Genomic DNA, 19,563 nt, shown 5'->3' with positions numbered 1-19,563 from the left:
CCGCCGTGTTCGGTCGAACCCGATCGGCGGATCGGCCGCGATCGGCCAGGCGGTCCCATGTGCCCCGGAAGGCTCGGCGGAACGGAGCGGCCCGGCGGCCCGCACTGGTCCGGCGGTCCGGCCGGGATCGGCGGCCCGCACCGGATCGGCGGGCCTCGCGGGGCGGGGCCGTGCCTGGGCCGAGCTGCTGCGGTTGCCCGCGCTCTTCACCGTCCCGGGCGACGCCCTCGCGGGCGCGGCCGCGGTCGGGCGGGTCGGGCCGCGTACGCTGCTCGCCGTCGGTTCCGCCCTGTGCCTGTACGAGGCGGGCATGGCCCTCAACGACTGGGCCGACCGTGCCGAGGACGCCCGGGAACGCCCCCACCGGCCCCTGCCCTCCGGCCGCGTCCGCCCCGCCGCCGCCCTCACCGCGGCCGGCGCGCTCACCGCGGCGGGCCTGGCCGTGGCGGCCCGCGCCGGGCGCCCCGCGCTGGCCGTCGCCGTACCGCTCGCCGGCACCGTCTGGGCGTACGACCTGGGCCTCAAGCGCACCGCGGCGGGCCCCCTCGCCATGGCCGCGGCCCGCGGACTGGACCTGCTCCTGGGCGCCGCCGTCACCACCGGCCGCGCCCGCCCGGCCCTCCCGTCGGCCGCCCTGCTCGCCACCCACACCCTCGCGGTGACCGCGGTGTCCCGCCGCGAGACCACCGGCGGCGCACCGGCCGTCCCCCTGGCGGCACTGGCCACCACCACCGCACTGACCGCCCTGCTGCACCGCCCGCCCAGTCCCGCACCGACCCCCACTCCGCTGCCCAGCCCCGCACCCGTCCCCACTCCGCTGTCCCACCCCGCCCTCACCCCACCGGGCACCCTTCCCGCCCTCCTCGCCACCGCCTACGCCGCCACCTCCCTGCGCCCCTATCTCCACGCCGCCCTCAACCCGTCGCCGCCCCTCCTCCAACGCGCCGTCGGCAGCGGCATCCGCGCCACGATCCCGCTCCAGTCGGCGCTGACCGCCCGCGCGGGCGCACCGGTCACCGCCCTGCTCACCGCGGCCCTGGCCCCTCTCGCCCGCCGCTTCGCGAAGAAGGTGAGCGTCACATGACCCCGGACGGCCTGCGCTTCGGTTACGGCACCAACGGCCTCACCGACCTCCGCCTCGACGACGCCCTCGCCCTCCTCGCCGACCTCGGCTACGACGGCGTCGGACTGACCCTCGACCACATGCACCTCGACCCGCTCACCCCTCACCTCGCCGCCCGCACCCGCAAGGTCGCGCGCCGGCTGGACGCCCTCGGCCTGCGGGTCACGGTCGAGACGGGCGCCCGCTACGTGCTCGATCCGCGCCGCAAACACGGCCCCTCGCTCCTGGACCCCGACCCGGACGGCCGCGCCCGGCGCGTCGACCTGCTGCTGCGGGCCGTCCGCGTCGCCGTCGACCTCGGCGCCCACGCCGTGCACTGCTTCAGCGGCCCCGTGCCGCCCGGCACCGACGAGGACACGGCCTGGGAGCGGCTGGCCGAGTCACTGACCCCCGTCCTGGACGCCGCCACCGCCTCGGGCGTCCCGCTCGCCGTCGAACCCGAACCCGGACACCTCCTCGCCACCCTCGCCGGCTTCCACCGGCTGCGCCGCACCCTCGGCGACCCGGAACACCTCGGCCTCACCCTCGACATCGGCCACTGCCAGTGCCTCGAACCGCTCCCGCCGGCGGAGTGCGTGACGGCCGCGGCCCCCTGGCTGCGGCACGTCCAGATCGAGGACATGCGCCGGGGCGTCCACGAGCACCTGCCGTTCGGGGACGGCGAGATCGACTTCCCGCCCGTCCTCGCGGCCCTGGCCGCCACCGGCTACCAGGGACTGACCGTCGTGGAACTGCCCCGCCACTCGCACGCCGGCCCGCGCCACGCCGCGCTCTCCCTGCCGTTCCTGCACCGCGCCGCGCCCCACGCGCGACGACGGCTCCCCCCGCGCCCCGTGCCGGGGCCCATCCCTCGTGCCGTGCCGGGGCCCATCCCTCGCGCCGTGCCGGGGCACACCCCTCCCGCCGCACCCGAGCACACCCCTCCCGCCGCAGCCGAAGGGAGCCCCCGATGACCCGACCGCACCACGACCCCCGCGCCCCCCGCACCCGCACCCAGGCGGCCGACGCCACCCCGGTCCTGCCCGACGGGCCGCGCCACCTCCCCGACGCGGGACTCACCGGCACCGCCCGGGCCTGGCTCGACCAGGCGCTCGACGAAGCCGCCGCCCACCCCGGCGGCCACGGACCCATCTCCGTCTGGGAACTGCGCCTCGCCGAGGCGGGCCGCCGCTGCGGCCCGGCCCACGCCGACGCCGCGCGCGTCCTCATCCTGCGTGCGGCCCGCGCCGCCCCCGACGCCCTGACCCGTGTCTACCGCCAGGGCACCGCCGACGAGCGCCGCGCCGTGCTGCACGCCCTGGACCACCTCGTGCCCGGCCCCGACGCCCTGCCGCTCGTCGAGGACGCGCTGCGCACCAACGACACCCGCCTGCTCGCCGCCGCCGTCGGTCCGTACGCCGCCCGGCACCTTCCGCCGCACGCCTGGCGGCACGCCGTCCTGAAGTGCCTGTTCACCGGCGTGCCCGTGGCCCACGTCGCCGACCTGGCCCGCCGCGCCCACGGTGACGCCGAACTCGCCCGCATGCTCGGCGACCACGCGGCCGAACGCACCGCCGCCGGCCGCGCCGTACCCGAGGACCTGCACCGCGTCCTGACCCTGACCGACCCGGCCGACCCGGCCGCCCCGCCCCCCGGCCCCGGCGCGCCCGACGACGCTCACTGCCCGGCCCCGGCCGACCCCCACGGCAAGGAGTCCTGATGCGCATCCTCGACCCCCACATCCACATGACGTCCAGGACCACCGACGACTACGAGGCCCTGCACGCCGCCGGTGTCCGCGCCGTCGTCGAACCCGCCTTCTGGCTCGGCCAGCCCCGCACCTCGCCCGCCTCCTTCTACGACTACTTCGACTCCCTCCTCGGCTGGGAACCCTTCCGCGCCGCCCAGTACGGCATCGCCCACCACTGCACGCTCGCCCTGAACCCCAAGGAGGCCAACGACCCCCGCTGTGCCCCGGTCCTCGACGAACTGCCCCGCTACCTGGTCAAGGACCGCGTCGTCGCCGTCGGCGAGATCGGCTACGACTCCATGACACCCGCCGAGGACACCGCCCTCGCCGCCCAGCTCCAGCTCGCCGCCGACCACGGCCTGCCCGCGCTCGTCCACACCCCGCACCGCGACAAGCTCGCCGGACTGCGCCGCACCCTCGACGCCGTCGCCGAGTCCGCGCTGCCCGCCGACCACGTCCTGGTCGACCACCTCAACGAGACCACCGTCAAGGAGGCCAAGGACAGCGGCTGCTGGCTCGGCTTCTCCGTCTACCCCGACACCAAGATGGACGAGCCCCGGATGGTGGCCCTGCTGCGGGAGTACGGCCCCGAGAAGGTACTGGTCAACTCGGCCGCCGACTGGGGCCGCAGCGACCCGCTCAAGACCCGCAAGGTCGCCGACCTGATGCTCGCCGAGGGCTTCACCGAGGACGACGTCGACCGCGTGCTGTGGCGCAACCCGGTCGCCTTCTACGGCCTCAGCGGACGCCTCGACCTCGACGTCCCCCGGCCCGGCGCCACCCACGAGGGAAACTCCGTGCTGCGCGGCGGGGAGTGAGCGATGCGGTTCCGGCACCCCGACGGCTCCACCGTCCACCTCGCCTACTGCACCAACGTCCACCCCGCCGAGACCCTCGACGGCGTCCTCGCCCAGCTCCGCGACCACTGCGAGCCCGTCCGCCGCCGCCTCGGCCGCGACCGGCTCGGCATCGGCCTCTGGCTGGCCCGCGACGCCGCCCGCACCCTCGTCACCGACCCGTCCGCGCTGCGCGGCCTGCGCTCCGAACTCGACCGGCGCGGCCTGGAGGTCGTCACCCTCAACGGCTTCCCCTACGAGGGTTTCGGCGCCGAGCAGGTCAAGTACCGCGTGTACCGGCCCGACTGGGCCGACGCGGAACGCCTCGACCACACCACCGCCCTCGCCCGCGTCCTCGCCGGCCTCCTGCCCGACGACGTCACCGAGGGCACCATCTCCACCCTGCCGCTCGCCTGGCGCACCGCCCACGACGAGGCACGGGCCGCCCGGGCCCGTACCGCCCTGCGCACCCTCGGCGAACGCCTCGACGCCCTCCAGGAGCTCACCGGCCGCTCCCTGCGCGTCGGCCTGGAACCCGAGCCCGGCTGCGTCGTCGAGACCACGCACGACGCCATCGCCCCGCTGACCGAGATCGGCCACGACCGCATCGGCATCTGCGTCGACACGTGCCACCTCGCCACCTCCTTCGAGGACCCGCACACCGCCCTGGACGCCCTGACCGCGGCCGGCGTCCCCGTCGTCAAGACCCAGCTGTCCGCCGCCCTGCACGCCGAGCAGCCGCACCGCCCCGAGGTCCGCGCCGCCCTCGCCGCCTTCGACGAGCCCCGCTTCCTGCACCAGACCCGCGCCCGCACCGCGGGCGGCCCGCACGGCACCGACGACCTCGGCGAAGCCCTGCGCACCCAAGCCCTCCCCGACGGCGTGCCCTGGCGCGCCCACTTCCACGTCCCCCTGCACGCCGCCCCCGCCGCGCCCCTCACCGCCACCCTGCCCGTCCTGAAGAGCGCGCTGACCCGGCTGGCCGGCGGCCCGCACCCCCTCACCCGCCACCTGGAGGTCGAGACCTACACCTGGCAGGCGCTCCCGCCCGCGCTGCGGCCCCGCGCCCGCGCCCAGCTCGCCGACGGCATCGCCGCCGAACTCGCCCTCGCCCGCGACCTGCTGACCGACCTCGGCCTGAAGGAACTGCCGTGACCCGCCCCGAAGAAGCCGCCGGAACCGCGCCGCCCCGCCCCGAAGAAGCCGCGGGAACCGCGCCGCCCCGTCCCGAAGAAGCCGCGCAGACCTCGGTGCCCCGCTCCGACGAACCGACCCCGCTGCTCGTCCTGGACGTCGTCGGACTCACCCCGCGGCTCCTGGCCCACATGCCCCACCTGCGGGCCCTCGCCGACTCCGGCTCCCACGCCCCGCTCGGCACCGTCCTGCCCGCCGTCACCTGCGCCGCCCAGTCCACCTTCCTGACCGGCACGATGCCGAGCGAACACGGCATCGTCGGCAACGGCTGGTACTTCCGCGAACTCGGCGACGTCCTGCTGTGGCGCCAGCACAACGGCCTCGTGTCCGGCGACAAACTGTGGGACGCCGCCCGCCGCGCACACCCCGGCTACACCGTCGCCAACATCTGCTGGTGGTACGCGATGGGCGCCGACACCGACATCACCGTCACCCCGCGTCCCGTCTACTACGCCGACGGCCGCAAGGAACCCGACTGCTACACCCGGCCGCCCGCGCTGCACGACGAGCTGACCGAGCGCCTCGGCACCTTCCCGCTGTTCCACTTCTGGGGACCGGGCGCCGATCTCGTCTCCAGCCGGTGGATCATCGACGCCACCCGCCACATCAACCGCACCCGTCACCCCGACCTCACCCTCTGCTACCTCCCGCACCTCGACTACGACCTCCAGCGCCACGGCCCCGACGACCCGCGCTCCCTGAAGGCCGCCGCCGACCTGGACGCCGCCCTGGCCCCGCTGCTCGCCGACGCCCGCGCCGAGGGCCGTACCGTCGTCGCCCTGTCCGAGTACGGCATCACCCGCGCCGACCGGCCCGTCGACATCAACCGCGCCCTGCGCCGCGCCGGCCTGCTGGAGGTGCACACCCAGGACGGCATGGAGTACCTCGATCCGATGGCGTCGCGCGCCTTCGCCGTCGCCGACCACCAGATCGCCCACGTCTACGTGCGCCGCCCCGAGGACCTCGCGGCCACCCGGGCGGCGCTCGAAGGCCTGCCCGGCATCGAACGGCTCCTGGGCGACGAGGGCAAGAAGGCCCACCACCTCGACCACCCGCGCTCGGGCGAACTCGTCGCCGTGGCCGAACCGGACGCCTGGTTCACGTACTACTACTGGCTCGACGACGACCGCGCCCCCGACTTCGCCCGGCTCGTCGAGATCCACCGCAAACCCGGCTACGACCCGGTCGAACTGTTCATGGACCCGCACGACCCGTACGTGAAGGTCAAGGCGGCCGGCGCCCTGGCCCGCAAGAAACTCGGCCTGCGCTACCGCATGGCGGTCGTCCCCCTCGACGCCTCCCCGATCCGCGGCAGCCACGGCCGCCTCCCCGCGAGCGACGACGAAGGTCCGCTCCTCATCTGCTCCACCCCCCGCGCCGTCGGCGGCCGCCTCGCGGCCACCGACGTGAAGTCACTCCTGCTCGACCTCGCCGGTCTCCACACCCCCGGCACCCCCGCCCACCAGCCCGGAAAGAGGCACCCGTGAACGAGACCCAGCCGACCGACCAGGCAACCGCCCCGTCGACCGCCCCCGGCACCGACGACCGGCTGCGCCGCAGCCTCGGCATCGGCCGCCGCGGCTTCCTGAGCACCTGCACCGCCGTGGCGGCCGGCGCGATCGCCGCCCCCGTCCTCGGCGCCGCCCCCGTCCAGGCGGCCGACCGGGGCCCCGGCGAAGGCCACGACCACGGCAGGGGCCACGCCCTCGTCCCCGCGGACAAGCGCGGCATCATCCTCTACACCGTCCGGGACGCCACCGGCCGCGACCCGCTCTCGACCAGCCTGCCCTCCGGTTTCCGCGCCGTCTTCGGACAGCTCGCCCGCTTCGGCTACCGGCAGGTCGAGTTCGCCGGCTACGGCCAGCACACCAACGCCCCCGGCGGCGCGGACCTGGAGAACGCCGCGGGCGCCCGGCTGCTGCGCCGCTGGCTCGACGAGTACGGCCTGCGCGCCCAGGGAAACCACGGCTTCATCCCGGGGTCCTGGCCGCTCACCCCCGCTGACCTGGACACCTTCAAGAAGCACCTGGAGATCGCGAACATCCTCGGCATGGATCACATGGGCACCGGCGGCGATCCCACCGGCAGCTCCTACCGGGCCGACTGGGACGTGGCCGCCGACAAGTGGAACGCCCTCGGCGAGATCGCCCGCCGCGCCGGGATCAAGCTCTACACCCACAACCACGACGCCGCCTACGGCTTCCTCCTGGACGGCGGCCCGCTCGACGCCCAGGGCCGCCCCACCCGCTCCTCCGGCATCCGCAAGCTGGAGTACTTCCTGTCGGTCACCGATCCGAAGCTGGTCTGGCTGGAGATGGACGTCTTCTGGGCGCACGTGGCCCAGTACAAGTTCCGCACCTACACCGCCCACGACGGCTCCACCCGGCAGAACGTCTTCGACCCGGCCGGCCTGGTCGCCCGCCACGACAAGCGCTACCCGCTGTTCCACGCCAAGGACGGCGTCGTCAACGCCACCAACGGGCAGGGCTACGACATGGTCCCGTTCGGCACCGGCGTCATCGACTACACGACGTTCTTCTCCCGCGTAGGCCACCGCAACTACCACAACCCGATGGTGGAACAGGACAACGCGCCCAGCTCCACCGACCCGGCCCAGTCACTGACCCACGCCAGGACCGGCTACGAGAACCTCTCCGCCCTGCGCCGCGGGTAACCACCCCCTGCAGGAGGCGGCGGCCCCTTCCCCCCGGCCCACGGGAGGGGCCCCGGCCCCGCCTCACCCCTCCGCACGGAGGGCGGAAATACGCAGGTGAAACGCACTCCGAAACCTTGGTATTGTTGTCCATGTCGCCGCGGGGGACACCCCGCGAAGCGGCAGACACCTGGTCCGGGTGGCGGAATGGCAGACGCGCTAGCTTGAGGTGCTAGTGCCCTTTATCGGGCGTGGGGGTTCAAGTCCCCCCTCGGACACCAGCTGACCAGCTGTATACCAGCTGCAGTGATACGGAAACGAGGGTCTCGACCTTACGGTCGCGGCCCTCGTTGCGTGTTCGAAGCTGCTGGTGACGCTTGAGGCTCCCTGAATGCGCAACGCAGTGCCTCCAGCACCCTCAGTGATCGGCTGAATCTGTTCGTACGCCGATCGAGGGTGGCTTCCGTCGACTGACGGCCGGTTGTGCGTCGAGCTTCTTCCGTGCCGCTTTCTTGATCGCCTGGCGTGCTGGAGCGTGCTCGGGGCCAGGCCCAAGGAGTCCACCGGCGTCTCGTGGCGAAAGGTGCTGCGGCATCGCCACGAACCGGCAGCGAGCCGCACGATCCGGTCACAGGCTCGCTGTCGACCGGCTAACCGCTTTGTGCGCCTCGCGAGCCATTTGGTAGACATGTGCGAGCAGTTCGGAGGCGGGGGCCACAGTCGACGGCATCGCCTGGCGGCGCCGACCGGCGGCATCGGTCGACGGAACACACAACGGGGTCGTACGTGTCCAAGTGGGATATCCAAGTCGAATCCGTCCGCGGCGTCCTCGGCAAGACGGGGGATACGGCAGGGAAGTTCGAGGACGCGTTCACGGCTTACAGCAGCGGTTTGGCGAGTGCCGCCAAGTCGGCGGGCACGATGGCCCCGGGAGTGGCGCCCAAGAGTGGTACGCCGGGCCCTGTCGCTGCCGCGCTGCAGGAGTTCGCCGGCAAGACGTTCGACGACCTGCGCTATCTCCCCGCCCGCGCCGCCAAGTCGATCGGCGGAGCGGCGGAGGCCACCGCCGAGTACGTCGCCGGTGACCTGACGATGGCGGCCAACGCCCAGCACGACGCCGTCCCGGACCCGAAACTCCCTCCGGTCAAGGCGGAGGGGGACAAAGGCAAGTGATCGGCGACCTCAGCCAGATACCCGAATTCAGTGGTGACCTCGACCAGTTGGAGAAGGACGCCGGTGCACTGAAGAAGGCCGCGTCCGACATCCGTGACACCGGCCGGGACGTCCACAACGACTTCCAGGGACTGGTGTCCTGCTACACGGCCCCGGAAGCCGACCAGCTCTTCCACACCACCATCCCGGTCCGGGACAAGGCCGACACCTTCGCGGAGAAGCTGGAGACCGTCAGCGGCGCCCTGTCGGCCTTCGCCAAGGACGCCCGGCCGCTCGTCCAGCGCATGGATCAGCTGAGGAGTGAGGCGGCCGCCTTCCGCGAGTCGATCGAGGACGACGACGACTGGCGGAAAGACCAGAAGAACATCGACAAGAACACGCACCTGGTCCACGAGATCGGCCGGGTCTGGGGCGAGTTCCAGGAACTCGAGCGCTCGACCGCCACGAAGATCGACGGCCAGGTCGGCGGTACGCGCTGGATCGCCGACGACGGCTCGCACAAGAAGGGCATGTACGGCTTCGACGCCGAGGACGCGGCCAAGGCCGACGACACGCCCTGGGGCAAGGTCGACGAGCGCGAGTACACCGGCCTGGCCGCCGCCTGGCACTGGACGAAGCGCAACGTGGGCGGCGCCATCAAGGGCTTCTTCGTCGACGGTGTCTGGGGCACCCTCAAGGGCCTCGGCCACATGGTCAACGTCTTCGACTGGGACACCTTCACCAAGACGTGGGAGGGCATCGGGGACGTCTTCGGCGGTGTGAGCGCGTACATCATGACGCCCTACGACTGGGCCATGGACAAGATGTTCGGCCCGGCCGACCACAGCGACACCGACCGCCAGAAGAAGGCCCTGCGCGACTTCGGCAAGTCCCTCATCGCCTACGACGAGTGGGGGACGAACCCGTCCCGCGCGGGCGGCACCGTCGCCTTCAACGTCCTCACCGTCGGCGCCGGCTCTCTCCTCAAGCTCGGCAAGGCCGGTTCCCTGGCCGCCAGGACCGGCGAGGCGGGCGAGGCGGCCTCCGCGGCCGGCCGTGCTGCCAAGGTCGCGAACGCCTTCGGCAGGACCGGGCGGCTCGTGGACCCCATGACCTACGTCGGCAAGGGCGCGGGCTTCGCCAAGCTCAAGGTCGGCGACATGATGGCGGGCCTGAGGGAACTCCACTCCGGTGCCGCCGACGACTTCCTCCACGGCGCGGATTCGCCCAAGATCCCGGAGACGCACGCCCCGGTCACCATCTCGGACAAGTCCGTCCGCTACCCGGACGGCTCGGTCCTCCACGAAGACGGCACCATGGTCACCCCGGAGGGCAAGCCGCACGAGAGCCCGATCCCGGTCGAGTCCTCGGCCGCGGACCGCGCGGCGCGGAACGAGTTCACGCCGCCCACGCACGCGTCCTCGCCGTCGCATACACCGGTCCATGCCGGTCAACCGGTGCAGGCGCACGTTGGTGGGGGCGGCGAGCAGCACGCTCCACCGCACATTGGCAGCAGGGCCGGCGAAGGCCACAACATGCCGCCGCACAACGCTCATGAATCACCGGCGGATCGCTCAAGTCACGGCACCGGCGGCGATGCCGGGCACGAAGCCCCGGATCATGGCCATGGCCGTGGCGGAACTGACGGCGAAGGGCACGCTGCCGATCACGCCAACCGTGGAAGTGCCGATGACTCCGCCAGCAGGGACGCTGATCACGGCGAGGTGGATACGCCGGATCCCGCACACACCATGCGGTCGGACTATGTTCCGCCGGACGCGCCGGAATCCAAACTCCCAGCCCCTCCCAAGGAGCACGGTGACGTCGTGCTTGCGACTGGTGACCACGTCTATCACCAGCCGCATCTGACTACAATCGGCTACGACAGCATGACCCAGCTGAACCGGGAGTTCACGGTACGGCTCGACGGCTACCATGATGTGATCGTTCACGGCAATGACAAGGGATTCTTCATGCCTGGCAGGAAGAATGCTGCCGGAGTTGATTTCCCGCCTGGGGAAGTGCACCCCAGCCACATCGGCGAGGCTATCAGGAACAATCCTGGTTACACGGGAGAGCCCATCAGGCTTATTTCCTGCCACACAGGACGGGTTCGCGACGGCATAGCAGATATCCCTGCGGCGCAGCAGTTGGCGAACGAACTGGGTGTTCCGGTCATGGCTCCGACGGATGAAGTGGGCATCTATCCCTCCCGGCCGAAGGGCCAAGATCCGGAGGTGCAAAATGGTGGATACTGGAGGATCTTCCTCCCCATCGCCAAGTAGTTCTTGAAGGGAAGTGTCAAGGTGAAGGTCCTCGGCTTCTACAGCGAGCTTTGGCCGTCAAGCCCGGAGGCCACCAGCAGTATCCGCTCGTTCGTGGCGGCTGCGCCGCAGCCGAACGAGAGAGAAATCGCCTCTTACCTCCGTAGTGGGCATATGCTCTTCGCCTCCATGGGGGTCGTCGACGACGTGCTCGGGTCGGGCGAAGACATCATGGGCGGTGGGTCGTTGTTCACAGACGGGGAGTGGGTCTGGCGCGGTGATCTCTGGTTCTACGTTTCCAGGCACCATGTCGTGCTCCCGGATGATTTCCGGGTCAAGGCCGAGTCTCTGGGCTACATAGTTCCTTCCGTCGAGCAGGAGCGTCTCATGGCCCTTACTGACGAGCTGCAGGCTCTCCGGTCCGGCAAGCGGAAGTAAGTCCGGTCGCCGCGGTTCCCGCCTACTGTGGCTCTGCACCGCACGAGCTACTATGCCCAGGACCGACTCCGGGGCACTGCTGTTCACCGGTCGCGGGGTCTCAAGGTATGGCTGTCGAAAACCACTTCCTGGAGCACGCGCAGGGTGACCCCCGCTGGGCAGGGCATTGGCGTCCTGCCCGCTTTTTGAGACCCCTGCGTGCTTTCGTGCCCCGAAGCTGTCGCCTCCTACCGGACCGAGTACGCAAGGGAGCAAGTTCCGCTTCGCGGTCACGATCGTCCACCGGGCCAGGCGGCGGGGCCGCGGCTTCGCGGAGTCCGCGCCCTGCGCGGTGGCATCATCGCTACTGTGCCGTGCAGAACACGCACCCTTCCCAGTGCGGCAGCGCACTGAGTACACGGTGGCGTGCGCACGAGGCCGTCGCGGCTTCCTCGTGGTCGGGGAAAGCCATGGGCGACCTTTCGTCGCGGGAAGCCAGGGTGTACGCGGCCACCATGGTGCGGAAGTCGCGTAGGTAGTCCGCGACGAAAGGCGGGTCGTAGTCCAGCTCGTCCCAGCGGTGCCGGTCCAGGGCCAGGTCGATGACGCGGAGGACGAAGTCCTTGTTCCGCGCCTGTTCTTCGGGTGACGCGCCCCAGTCGATGTCCTCCAGGTCGAAGCCGACCGCTCCCCGCCCCACGACGTTCTGGTCCTGTAGCGCGAGAAGGGCTGCGAAGCGGTAATCCCATGGCTCCTCCACGAGAGCGGACACCGCCAGCATCAGGACGTCCATGAATGTCGCCGTGCCGCCATTGCTCAGGTAGAGGCCGTCGCCATCGCCGTAGAAGGTGTTGCCCACCGCGTCACCCTACGGTCTCCACAGTCAGGCGATGGTGGCCACCCACTCCACCCGGTGCCCGTACACGCCAACCGCGCGCCGTCGTGATGCTTCGGGTGTGAACTGGCCGCGGGGTCGCCAACCTCAAAGGCGCCGACAAGCTCGTCAAGGGGGTCTTGGTGAGGCTGAGCGAGGGGGAGCTGGGAGCTTCAGGCTGGGGCGGTGCCAGCCGGGCCCCAGGCGCGAGAGGGTGCTCTCACGAGCTGCCGGTGGCCGATGCGAGGGCGGTATGGAGACGGTTCTCCCGCCTTCCCCGCCTCGTGGGCCTGTCGGTGGTGCGAGCTAGGCTCTCTGCGAGTCTGTGCGTGCCCCACCCCACCACCCGACCTCGGCACGCTCCTCCGCCACGGCGAGGCGGCCAGGCTCATCCGGACGGCACTGGCCGAAGAACCGATTGACCGACCACGGGGACCACGGGGGCACCACATGACCAAAGACGTGATCGCGCTGACCGACCGCATGCCGGACGCCTGGAGCGTCCTGGCCGGTCTCCTCGCCGGTGGTCCCGACCTGCACGTCCGGTCCGCCGCCGAGGGAGCCGTCATCCAGCTGTGCGACGCCGAGGGCCGCCCCCTGGTCTCGATCGAGGCCCCGCTGCTGCTCCACGTGCCGGGGGAGGCGCAGCGGCTGCTCGGCGCCACGGGTGGCGACGGCGAGCAGCAGTGGTGGACCGAGGCCCGTGCCTCCACCGCCGTGCCCGGGGCCGAACAACTCGCGGGTGCCTTCGCCGCGCGCCTCGCGACCCTGCTCGGCGGCACCGTCTGGCCGCCGGACGCGCCCGGCGCCGACGACCCGGCTCGCCCCGTCGACACCTCCCAGATCACGGCAGTCCCCGCCCCCGCCGCCGCACAGCCCGCCGTCGACGTGCTCACCGACAAGGTCGCCGTGGTCCTCCAGGACCGGCCCGTCATCGCCATGTCCAGCTGGCTCTCCCAGGCCCTGCGCGCCACCCTGGAGAGCGAACGTGCCCTCCAGATCGTCACCCCGCGCCACTGCCGGCTCTCCCTCCCGACCGGGACGGCGCTCACCGGCCCGCCCACGCGCTGGGTCGTCCAAGACCCCGACTGCGGTTACTACGACGGCCGCACCGGCGCCGTCCTGCGCTGGCAGGACGGCGCCTTCGCGGCCGCCAAGGACGCCGACGGCGAGACACCGGTCGCCCCCGCCTTCGCGGACGTCACCCCCACCGGTGAGCGCCAGCTCCTCCTCAGCTTCCGCGCCGTCCACGAGCCCGACGCCCACCTGGTCCTCGGGGGCGCGCTGGAGGCCGCCTGGCAGGCCCTTGCCGGCGAACACCCCACCGGCTGGGGCACCGCCGAACCGGCCAACCTGCCGTGGTCCCGGCGCCGTCTCACCGATCTGGCGTACGAGCGCGCGCCCCAGCCGACCTGGACCGTCGTCGTCGGCTCGGCCGACCGCCCCGCCCTCGCCACCCTGCGCGTGCTGCGCACGCCGGACGGAGTCGAGGAGGACGTCACCCTCGCCGTCGGCTTCCGCGACGGAGAAAAGCCGCCGGTGTCGGCCGTCGCGGACCTGGCCGCCGAACTCACCGCGCGGCACGGCCTGCACACCCTGCTTGCGCAGCTGCGCGAGGCCCGCGCGGACCTCACCGTGCCGCCGCGCTTCGAACGGCCACCCGTCCCGTTCGGCTTCGCACTCGGCCCCGCCGAGGTCGCCGAGGCGGGCATCGACACCGCCGCCCGCCCGCCGCTCCCCGCCGCCCCCGTACGGATCGGCGCCGCGGCCGGGCCGGGCTACTACTACCCTCTGGGAGACGGCGAGTCGGCAGAGGGCTGGACCGTCTTCGAGACGCTGATGAGGCACTTGCGGGGCGCGCTGTAGGAGAGGCCCGCTGTACGCCGCCCCGGCCGGGTGGCGCTACGGCAGCCGCTTGTCGTAGGTCTTGTCCTCGTCGGAGTCGTAGACCAGCTTGCCGTCGGCGTCATACCCCCTGATGTGCGGGGCCGACGTGACCTGCCGGTCCAGGACGCCGGAGGCGACGAACCAGCCGTGGTCCAGGGCGGCCCGGCTGGTGGCGCCGCCGTAGGAGACGGTCACCCGGGCCACTGACGGCTCGACGGTGCCGATCACACTCCATCGCAGCGGCAGCGTCCAGTTGCCGCGGTCGAGGACCGACTGCTGGTAGAGACTGCCGCCGTCGATGTCGGCCGTCACCGGGCCGGCACCCGGCACGTCGTCGGAGCCCACACGGGTGTTGAGGCCCTTCGCCTTGCCGTCCTTGATGGTGCAGATCAGCCGGGTCTCCTTCGGCCGCTCCTTCACCGCGACGACGTACATGCCGTTGCCGGGCGCGTTGGAGTCGCCGGTGCTGTTCATCGCCAGGATGATCCGGTACTCCTCGGCCGCGCCCAGGTCCGTGCGGAGGCCGGACGGACCACCTGTGTGCGACCGGTCGTATGCGAGGCACTTCTCCAGTCCGTCGGCGGCCTGCCCGAAGGTGATCCCGTCGAGGAGCTGATCCTCTGTGGCCGGCCGCGCGGGCCCCGCCGGCGCCGCGGACGGCGTCGCTGAGGTCCGCGGCGTGGCGCTGCCCGAAGGTGCCGATGCCACCGTGTTCCCGCCCGCACCCCCGCCGGCCAGCGCGTACGCCCCCACGGGCAGCGCCGTCAGCGTCACCAGGGCCGCCCCGACCGCCGCCACCCGGCGCCGCCGCTCGATCGTGCCCCGGCGGCGGATCGCCGGGAACGGCACCGGCGCGGGCCGGATCGTGCGCGCGTCCTCGGCGAGCAGCTCGCGCAGCTGCTCCTCGAAGTCCCCGCCGGCTCCCGTCCCCGGCTCCTCGTGCCCCTCGTTCACTTGCTGCCTCCCTGCCCGGACAACGCTCGGCTGCGGGCAGGCCGGTCCACGACCTGCGCAAGTCCCGGATTCGTACGCAACTTCACCAGCGCCTTGGACGCCTGGCTCTTGACCGTGCCGGGCGAGCAGCCGAGTACTTCGGCGACCTCGGCCTCGGACAGGTCCTCCCAGTACCGCATGACGATCACCGCCCGCTGCTTCGGCGGCAGTCCGGCCAGCGCCGCGAGCAGGGCACTGCGCTCGTCGGCCCACGAGACGGCCTCGTCGCGCCCGGCCACCTCCGGCGGCACCGCGGTGAGTGCCTCCCTCACCCGCCGCTTGCGGAACCGGTCGCTGTTGCAGTTGACCAGGATCCGCCGCACGTACGCCTCCGGGCTGTCACTGTGCGAGACATGCCGCCATGAGCGGTACGCCTTGGCCAGCGCCGTCTGCGTCAGGTCTTCGGCGTGGTGCACATCGCCAGTGAGCAGATACGCGGTCCGGACGAGATGGGACCACCGCGCTCTGACGAACTCCTGGAACCGGGCCTCTTGTTCGGCCTTCATCAAGCACCCTCCCTCGCCCTCCAGACCACCGTTCCGGCGGATTCGGTTGCCCGGGATCCGCCCGGGATCCGCCCGGGAGCCGTCCGTCCGTCCGGAATCCGCCCGGGATCCGATGCCTCGTCGGTCAGTCAGGCGAGCGGGGCCGACGACAACCGTCAGCGGAGTGTCGGTGCGTGGGCACCGCCCCGTTCCCGAGACGGTGTCCGGGAACTCCGCTTCCAGGCCGTCGGTTCAGCGGGCGCTCGCCAAGGTGCGGTGTGCCCAGTCGGCGAAGCCGGTCCAGTGGATCTCCGGGTGGGCCGCATGGAGGGCGGGGATGTCGACGCGATAGCCAGGTCCGTTCAGGAACGTCCACATGGCAAGCATGTCAGGGTTGTCGATGGCCGAAAGCGGTACGTACTCATGGCGGACCTCCCGTCCGAGCGTGGCGCCGAGCGCGGCCGCCATCTGCGAGGGGGTGGGTGCGTCGCCGGCCAGCTCGATGCGCTGCCCCACGTACGGAGAAGGGCCGAGCAGCACCTTCGCGGCGAACGCGCCGAGGTCGGGGCGGGCGAGCTGCTGCAACGGCCGGTCGGGCGGCAGCGGCAGGTCGAGGACGCCGTCGAGGACGCGCCGGGCTCCACCGAGCGCGTTGTCGAAGAAGTAGGTCGGCCCGAGGATCGTGTACGGGACATCACCCGCGGCCAGTTCCGCCTCGATGCGCGCCTTGCTCTCGAAATGCGGTACCCCGCTGTCCTGGTCGGCCCCGGCGACCGAGCTGAACACCAGATGCGGAACCCGTTCCCGCGTGGCGGCGGAGAGGATCGCCCGCCCCTGACCCACCTCCGCCTCGACACCGGCCTCGAACGGCGTGGTGAACGCGAAGACACCGGCCACCCCCCTCATCGCCGCGGCGAGCGACTCGCGATCGCTCAGGGAGCCCGCCACCACGTCGACGCCCTGGCCGGCCAGTTCCCGCGCGGACTCCCGGCCGGGGTCGCGCACCAGCGCCCTGATCCGGGCCCCGCGGCTCAGCAGCGCGTCGGTCACGGCCCCGCCTTGTCCGCCCGTCGCGGCGAGCACCAGGATCGGCTCATCCACCATGGAAGCACTCCCTTCCCAACCGGGGGCATCGCATCTGAAGTCGGCCCCAGCGGTAACCTTCCGTCACGAACGGCGGTGCATGAAGCCGACGCGCGCGAGACGGGCGCTGAAGGACTCGATCTCGTGCACGCACAGTCAAGGACGCCGGCCGTGCACGTGGCCGGCCGGGGGAAAGGGCCGACCAGTACCCCTCCGGCGGCCCAGGCGGTCTCAGACCGTACTCACGGCGTCGACGAGCCGCGCCAGCGCGTCGGCGAGCGCCCGCAGCCCGGGGCCGTCGGCCGGCCCGCCCGGCTCGCGCATGTAGACGTCCCGCCGGATCTCGATCATCAACGCGCCGACCCGCCGGTCGACCCCGTAGTACTTCAGCGGTACGTACGCGCCCTGGAACGGGCTGTTGATCCCGATGCCGCCCCTGACTCCGGTTCCACCGCGCCCCGCGGACGCCTCGGAGAACACCGCCGCGACCCCTTCGAAGGCCCGCTCGGCCCGGTCCAGCAGGTCGGCGGAGGTGTGGAAGCCGTCGTGGCCCAGGCAGACGGGGGGACGCGGTCCGTCGCCGTGCAGCTCGTAGGGGAGCCGTTCGGTCGGGTAGGAGTGCACGTCGATGATCACTGCCCGGCCCACGGCCGCCAGCCGTTCGCCGACCGCGTCGGTCATCGCGGCGGCGTACGGCCGGAAGTACCGTTCGACGAGCGGGCGTCCGTCGAACGCGGCCGGCCGCAGTTCCTCCCGGTGCGTGGTCCGCGTGTACACGGCACCCATGCCTGCGGCCAGCATCTCCTCGCGCTCGTCCGGGAAGCGCTCGGGATCGACCACCAGCCGCGAGAGCCGGTTCACGAACCGCCACGGCGTGACGGCGCAGCGCTCGGCGGCGGCCGCCGCGATGTCCGCGGTGTGCGCGTCGGTGATGTGGTCCAGTTCACGGGCCAGTGCGTCGTCGTCCAGCGTGATGCCGCCTCGTACGTCGGCCGGGACGGCCCGCGAGGAGTGGGGGACGTGGAGGACGACGGGGGAGTCCGGCGAGCCGGGCAGGCACTCGTAGGAGGGGGACGAGTGCTCCTCGGAGGGCGACGCGTGCTCGAAAACGGGGGGAGGAGCGCTCGAAAACGGGGGACGAGCGCTCGAAGGCGGGGAAGGAGCGCTCGAAGGCGGGGGACGGTTCGTTCATCTGCGGTGTCCTCATCGCGCGCGTGACCTGGCGTGTGGCCGGCGTCGCGTGTCGTTGCGGAGCGCGGCGCGGCGCGCTGGGTCGTCGCGGATCGTACGCCGAGAAGTTCTCGACGAGGCCTCGAACTTGGCATGGACCTGATCTGTATCCCCGGTTACCCTCTTCCGTGCACCCCCTTTGAGAGCGCTCTCACTCCGCATGCCCTTCCGCTCCACCCCCACCGTCACCGGGACGACGTGTCCCTCGGTGACCGGAACGACGAAAGGCAGCAACGCACATGAGACGCACGACAGTTCTGCGCGCCGCCCTGACCGGCGCGGTCCTGCTCGCCACCGCCGCCGCGGGCCTGAGCGGCGGCAGCGCGACCGCCGCCACCCCCTCCCGCGCCACCCCCGACGCCCCGGCCTCCGCGGCCCTCGTCTCGGCCCTCAGGCACGACCTGCACCTGACGGAACGCCAAGCGTCCGCCCGCCTCGCCGCGGAGGCCTCGGCGCGCACGGTCGAACAGGCCGCCCGCAAGGCCGCCGCGGGGACGTACGGCGGCTCGTGGTTCGACCCGAAGCGCGAGGCGCTGGTGGTAGCCCTCACCGACGACACGCACCGCTCGGCGGTGGAGGCCACCGGGGCCCAGGTCGTCCGCGCGAGCCACACGGAACGCCAACTGGACGCGGCCAAAGCCAAGTTGGACGCCCTGCACGCCCCGAAGGGCATCAGCGGCTGGCACGTGGACCCGCGCGCCGGCTCGGTCACCGTCACGGTGGTCTCCGCCCACAAGGACGACAACGGTGTCAGACAGTTCCTGACCCGCGCCCGCGCCGCCGGCCCGGTGACCGTGGAGGAGACCCGGCAGGCCCCGCGCACCCTGGCCGCCGGAACCGTCGGCGGCGACCCGTACTACACGGGCAACGTCCGCTGCTCCATCGGCTTCTCCGTGTACGGCGGCTTCGTCACGGCCGGGCACTGCGGCCGGCCCGGCATGGGCGTCAGCGGCTGGGACCACTCCTACGTCGGCACCTTCCAGGGCTCGTCCTTCCCCGACAACGACTACGCCTGGGTCAGCGTGGGCAGCGGCTGGTGGACCGTGCCGGTCGTGCTCGGCTGGGGAACCGTCTCCGACCAGCTGGTCCGCGGCTCGGCCGAGGCCCCGATCGGCGCTTCGATCTGCCGCTCGGGCTCGACCTCGCACTGGCACTGCGGCACCGTCCTCGCCAAGAACGAGACGGTCAACTACAGCGAGGGCGCCGTCCACCAGATGACGAAGACCAACGTCTGCGCCGAACCCGGCGACTCCGGCGGCTCGTTCATCAGCGGTGACCAGGCCCAGGGTGTCACCTCGGGCGGCTGGGGCAACTGCAGCTCGGGCGGCGAGACCTGGTACCAGCCGGTCAACGAGATCCTGGGACGGTACGGGCTGACGCTGCACACGACATGAGGTGAGCCCACCCGCACCATGCGGGGCCGCCGAGAGCGGCGGGACGCCGTGTCGTGCCGTGTCGTGCCGTGCCTGTCGTACCGGCGAACCCCCGTACCGCCCCGGTCGGTACGGGGGCCGGTACGCGGACCGGTACGGCACGGCGCCCAGCCGTGGCTGCGGACCGACACCTGGGCCGACCGGTGTCCGGCGGCGCGCATGGTCGTGACCGCCGTGGGGAAGGGCCGTTGCGACGAACTTCTGCCACAT

Annotated in this window: 17 protein-coding genes, 1 tRNA gene and 1 pseudogene; 13 read left to right on the top strand and 6 right to left on the bottom strand. The window is 72.3% G+C overall.

The genetic code is table 11. The annotated features are described in order from the left end of the window. The first annotated feature begins 184 nt into the window (after positions 1-184). From AB0G56_RS06340 to AB0G56_RS06290, 11 genes are all read left to right on the top strand, one after another. Positions 185-1,084 carry an SCO3242 family prenyltransferase gene (locus AB0G56_RS06340; protein WP_360965200.1) on the top strand — a complete coding sequence of 300 codons (900 nt, stop codon included), beginning with the start codon at positions 185-187 and terminating at the stop codon, positions 1,082-1,084. Next, positions 1,081-2,076, top strand: a complete 996-nt coding sequence (locus AB0G56_RS06335) for a sugar phosphate isomerase/epimerase family protein (RefSeq protein WP_360964497.1) — start codon at positions 1,081-1,083, stop codon at positions 2,074-2,076. The genes AB0G56_RS06340 and AB0G56_RS06335 overlap by 4 nt, the downstream gene beginning before the upstream one ends. Continuing rightward, complete coding sequence (locus tag AB0G56_RS06330) at positions 2,073-2,822, top strand: EboA domain-containing protein (RefSeq protein WP_360964494.1); 750 nt, start codon at positions 2,073-2,075, stop codon at positions 2,820-2,822. The genes AB0G56_RS06335 and AB0G56_RS06330 overlap by 4 nt, the downstream gene beginning before the upstream one ends. Beyond that, a complete protein-coding gene (locus AB0G56_RS06325) occupies positions 2,822-3,670 on the top strand; it encodes a TatD family hydrolase (protein ID WP_360964491.1) in 849 nt (282 codons plus the stop codon). The genes AB0G56_RS06330 and AB0G56_RS06325 overlap by 1 nt, the downstream gene beginning before the upstream one ends. Before the next feature lie 3 nt (positions 3,671-3,673). After that, complete coding sequence (gene eboE, locus AB0G56_RS06320) at positions 3,674-4,843, top strand: metabolite traffic protein EboE (protein WP_360964488.1); 1,170 nt, start codon at positions 3,674-3,676, stop codon at positions 4,841-4,843. Positions 4,844-4,938: 95 nt separating this feature from the next. Then, complete coding sequence (locus AB0G56_RS06315; protein WP_360965197.1) at positions 4,939-6,369, top strand: nucleotide pyrophosphatase/phosphodiesterase family protein; 1,431 nt, start codon at positions 4,939-4,941, stop codon at positions 6,367-6,369. Then, positions 6,366-7,556, top strand: a complete 1,191-nt coding sequence (locus tag AB0G56_RS06310; protein ID WP_360964485.1) for a sugar phosphate isomerase/epimerase family protein — start codon at positions 6,366-6,368, stop codon at positions 7,554-7,556. The genes AB0G56_RS06315 and AB0G56_RS06310 overlap by 4 nt, the downstream gene beginning before the upstream one ends. A gap of 172 nt (positions 7,557-7,728) precedes the next feature. Next, positions 7,729-7,816, top strand: a tRNA-Leu gene (locus AB0G56_RS06305). Between the two features lie 505 nt (positions 7,817-8,321). After that, positions 8,322-8,708, top strand: coding sequence for a DUF6507 family protein (locus AB0G56_RS06300; protein WP_360964482.1), 387 nt, complete (start codon positions 8,322-8,324; stop codon positions 8,706-8,708). Beyond that, positions 8,705-10,972: a hypothetical protein gene (locus AB0G56_RS06295; protein ID WP_360964479.1), complete on the top strand. Its 2,268-nt coding sequence runs from the start codon at positions 8,705-8,707 to the stop codon at positions 10,970-10,972. The genes AB0G56_RS06300 and AB0G56_RS06295 overlap by 4 nt, the downstream gene beginning before the upstream one ends. A gap of 21 nt (positions 10,973-10,993) precedes the next feature. Next, positions 10,994-11,389, top strand: a complete 396-nt coding sequence (locus AB0G56_RS06290) for a hypothetical protein (protein ID WP_360964476.1) — start codon at positions 10,994-10,996, stop codon at positions 11,387-11,389. Positions 11,390-11,732: 343 nt separating this feature from the next. Here the strand turns inward: AB0G56_RS06290 and AB0G56_RS06285 are convergent, their stop codons facing one another. Continuing rightward, positions 11,733-12,227, bottom strand: a complete 495-nt coding sequence (locus tag AB0G56_RS06285) for a hypothetical protein (protein WP_360964473.1) — start codon at positions 12,225-12,227, stop codon at positions 11,733-11,735. Positions 12,228-12,337: 110 nt separating this feature from the next. Further along, positions 12,338-12,461: pseudogene (locus AB0G56_RS06280) on the bottom strand (XRE family transcriptional regulator); the annotation flags it as partial. Between the two features lie 231 nt (positions 12,462-12,692). Here AB0G56_RS06280 and AB0G56_RS06275 point away from each other — a divergent pair. Next, complete coding sequence (locus AB0G56_RS06275) at positions 12,693-14,108, top strand: DUF6177 family protein (protein ID WP_360964470.1); 1,416 nt, start codon at positions 12,693-12,695, stop codon at positions 14,106-14,108. A 36-nt stretch (positions 14,109-14,144) separates the two neighbouring features. Here AB0G56_RS06275 and AB0G56_RS06270 read toward each other — a convergent pair whose 3' ends face one another. The 4 genes from AB0G56_RS06270 to AB0G56_RS06255 all read right to left on the bottom strand — a co-directional run bounded on the left by AB0G56_RS06270 (position 14,145) and on the right by AB0G56_RS06255 (position 17,746). After that, a complete protein-coding gene (locus AB0G56_RS06270; RefSeq protein ID WP_360964467.1) occupies positions 14,145-15,083 on the bottom strand; it encodes a hypothetical protein in 939 nt (312 codons plus the stop codon). Further along, positions 15,080-15,628 carry a SigE family RNA polymerase sigma factor gene (locus AB0G56_RS06265; protein ID WP_360964464.1) on the bottom strand — a complete coding sequence of 183 codons (549 nt, stop codon included), beginning with the start codon at positions 15,626-15,628 and terminating at the stop codon, positions 15,080-15,082. The genes AB0G56_RS06270 and AB0G56_RS06265 overlap by 4 nt, the downstream gene beginning before the upstream one ends. A gap of 231 nt (positions 15,629-15,859) precedes the next feature. Beyond that, the gene (locus tag AB0G56_RS06260; RefSeq protein ID WP_360964462.1) at positions 15,860-16,711 is read right to left on the bottom strand and encodes an NmrA/HSCARG family protein; all 852 of its coding nucleotides are present in this window, start codon (positions 16,709-16,711) and stop codon (positions 15,860-15,862) included. Between the two features lie 210 nt (positions 16,712-16,921). Continuing rightward, positions 16,922-17,746, bottom strand: a complete 825-nt coding sequence (locus tag AB0G56_RS06255; protein WP_360965194.1) for an N-formylglutamate amidohydrolase — start codon at positions 17,744-17,746, stop codon at positions 16,922-16,924. 413 nt (positions 17,747-18,159) lie between these two features. Between AB0G56_RS06255 and AB0G56_RS06250 the strand changes: the two genes are divergently transcribed. Further along, entirely contained in the window at positions 18,160-19,314 is a 1,155-nt protein-coding gene (locus tag AB0G56_RS06250) for an alpha-lytic protease prodomain-containing protein (RefSeq protein WP_360964460.1), read from the top strand. Positions 19,315-19,563: the final 249 nt, after the last annotated feature.

The organism is Streptomyces sp. NPDC021356 (genome assembly GCF_040641015.1).
In the GTDB taxonomy this organism is placed as follows: Bacteria; Actinomycetota; Actinomycetes; order Streptomycetales; family Streptomycetaceae; genus Streptomyces.
The sequence above is the reverse complement of the archived record's forward strand: the minus strand, read 5'-3'. Positions and strand labels throughout refer to the sequence as shown.

What these genes read in the sequence shown, in the direction of transcription:
- AB0G56_RS06325 (WP_360964491.1), top strand. Translation starts at nt 2,822, where the DNA reads ATGCGCATCCTCGACCCCCACATCCACATGACGTCCAGGACCACCGAC.
- eboE (WP_360964488.1), top strand. Translation starts at nt 3,674, where the DNA reads ATGCGGTTCCGGCACCCCGACGGCTCCACCGTCCACCTCGCCTACTGC.
- AB0G56_RS06265 (WP_360964464.1), bottom strand. Translation starts at nt 15,628, where the DNA reads ATGAAGGCCGAACAAGAGGCCCGGTTCCAGGAGTTCGTCAGAGCGCGG.
- AB0G56_RS06330 (WP_360964494.1), top strand. Translation starts at nt 2,073, where the DNA reads ATGACCCGACCGCACCACGACCCCCGCGCCCCCCGCACCCGCACCCAG.
- AB0G56_RS06275 (WP_360964470.1), top strand. Translation starts at nt 12,693, where the DNA reads ATGACCAAAGACGTGATCGCGCTGACCGACCGCATGCCGGACGCCTGG.
- AB0G56_RS06335 (WP_360964497.1), top strand. Translation starts at nt 1,081, where the DNA reads ATGACCCCGGACGGCCTGCGCTTCGGTTACGGCACCAACGGCCTCACC.
- AB0G56_RS06250 (WP_360964460.1), top strand. Translation starts at nt 18,160, where the DNA reads ATGAGACGCACGACAGTTCTGCGCGCCGCCCTGACCGGCGCGGTCCTG.
- AB0G56_RS06260 (WP_360964462.1), bottom strand. Translation starts at nt 16,711, where the DNA reads ATGGTGGATGAGCCGATCCTGGTGCTCGCCGCGACGGGCGGACAAGGC.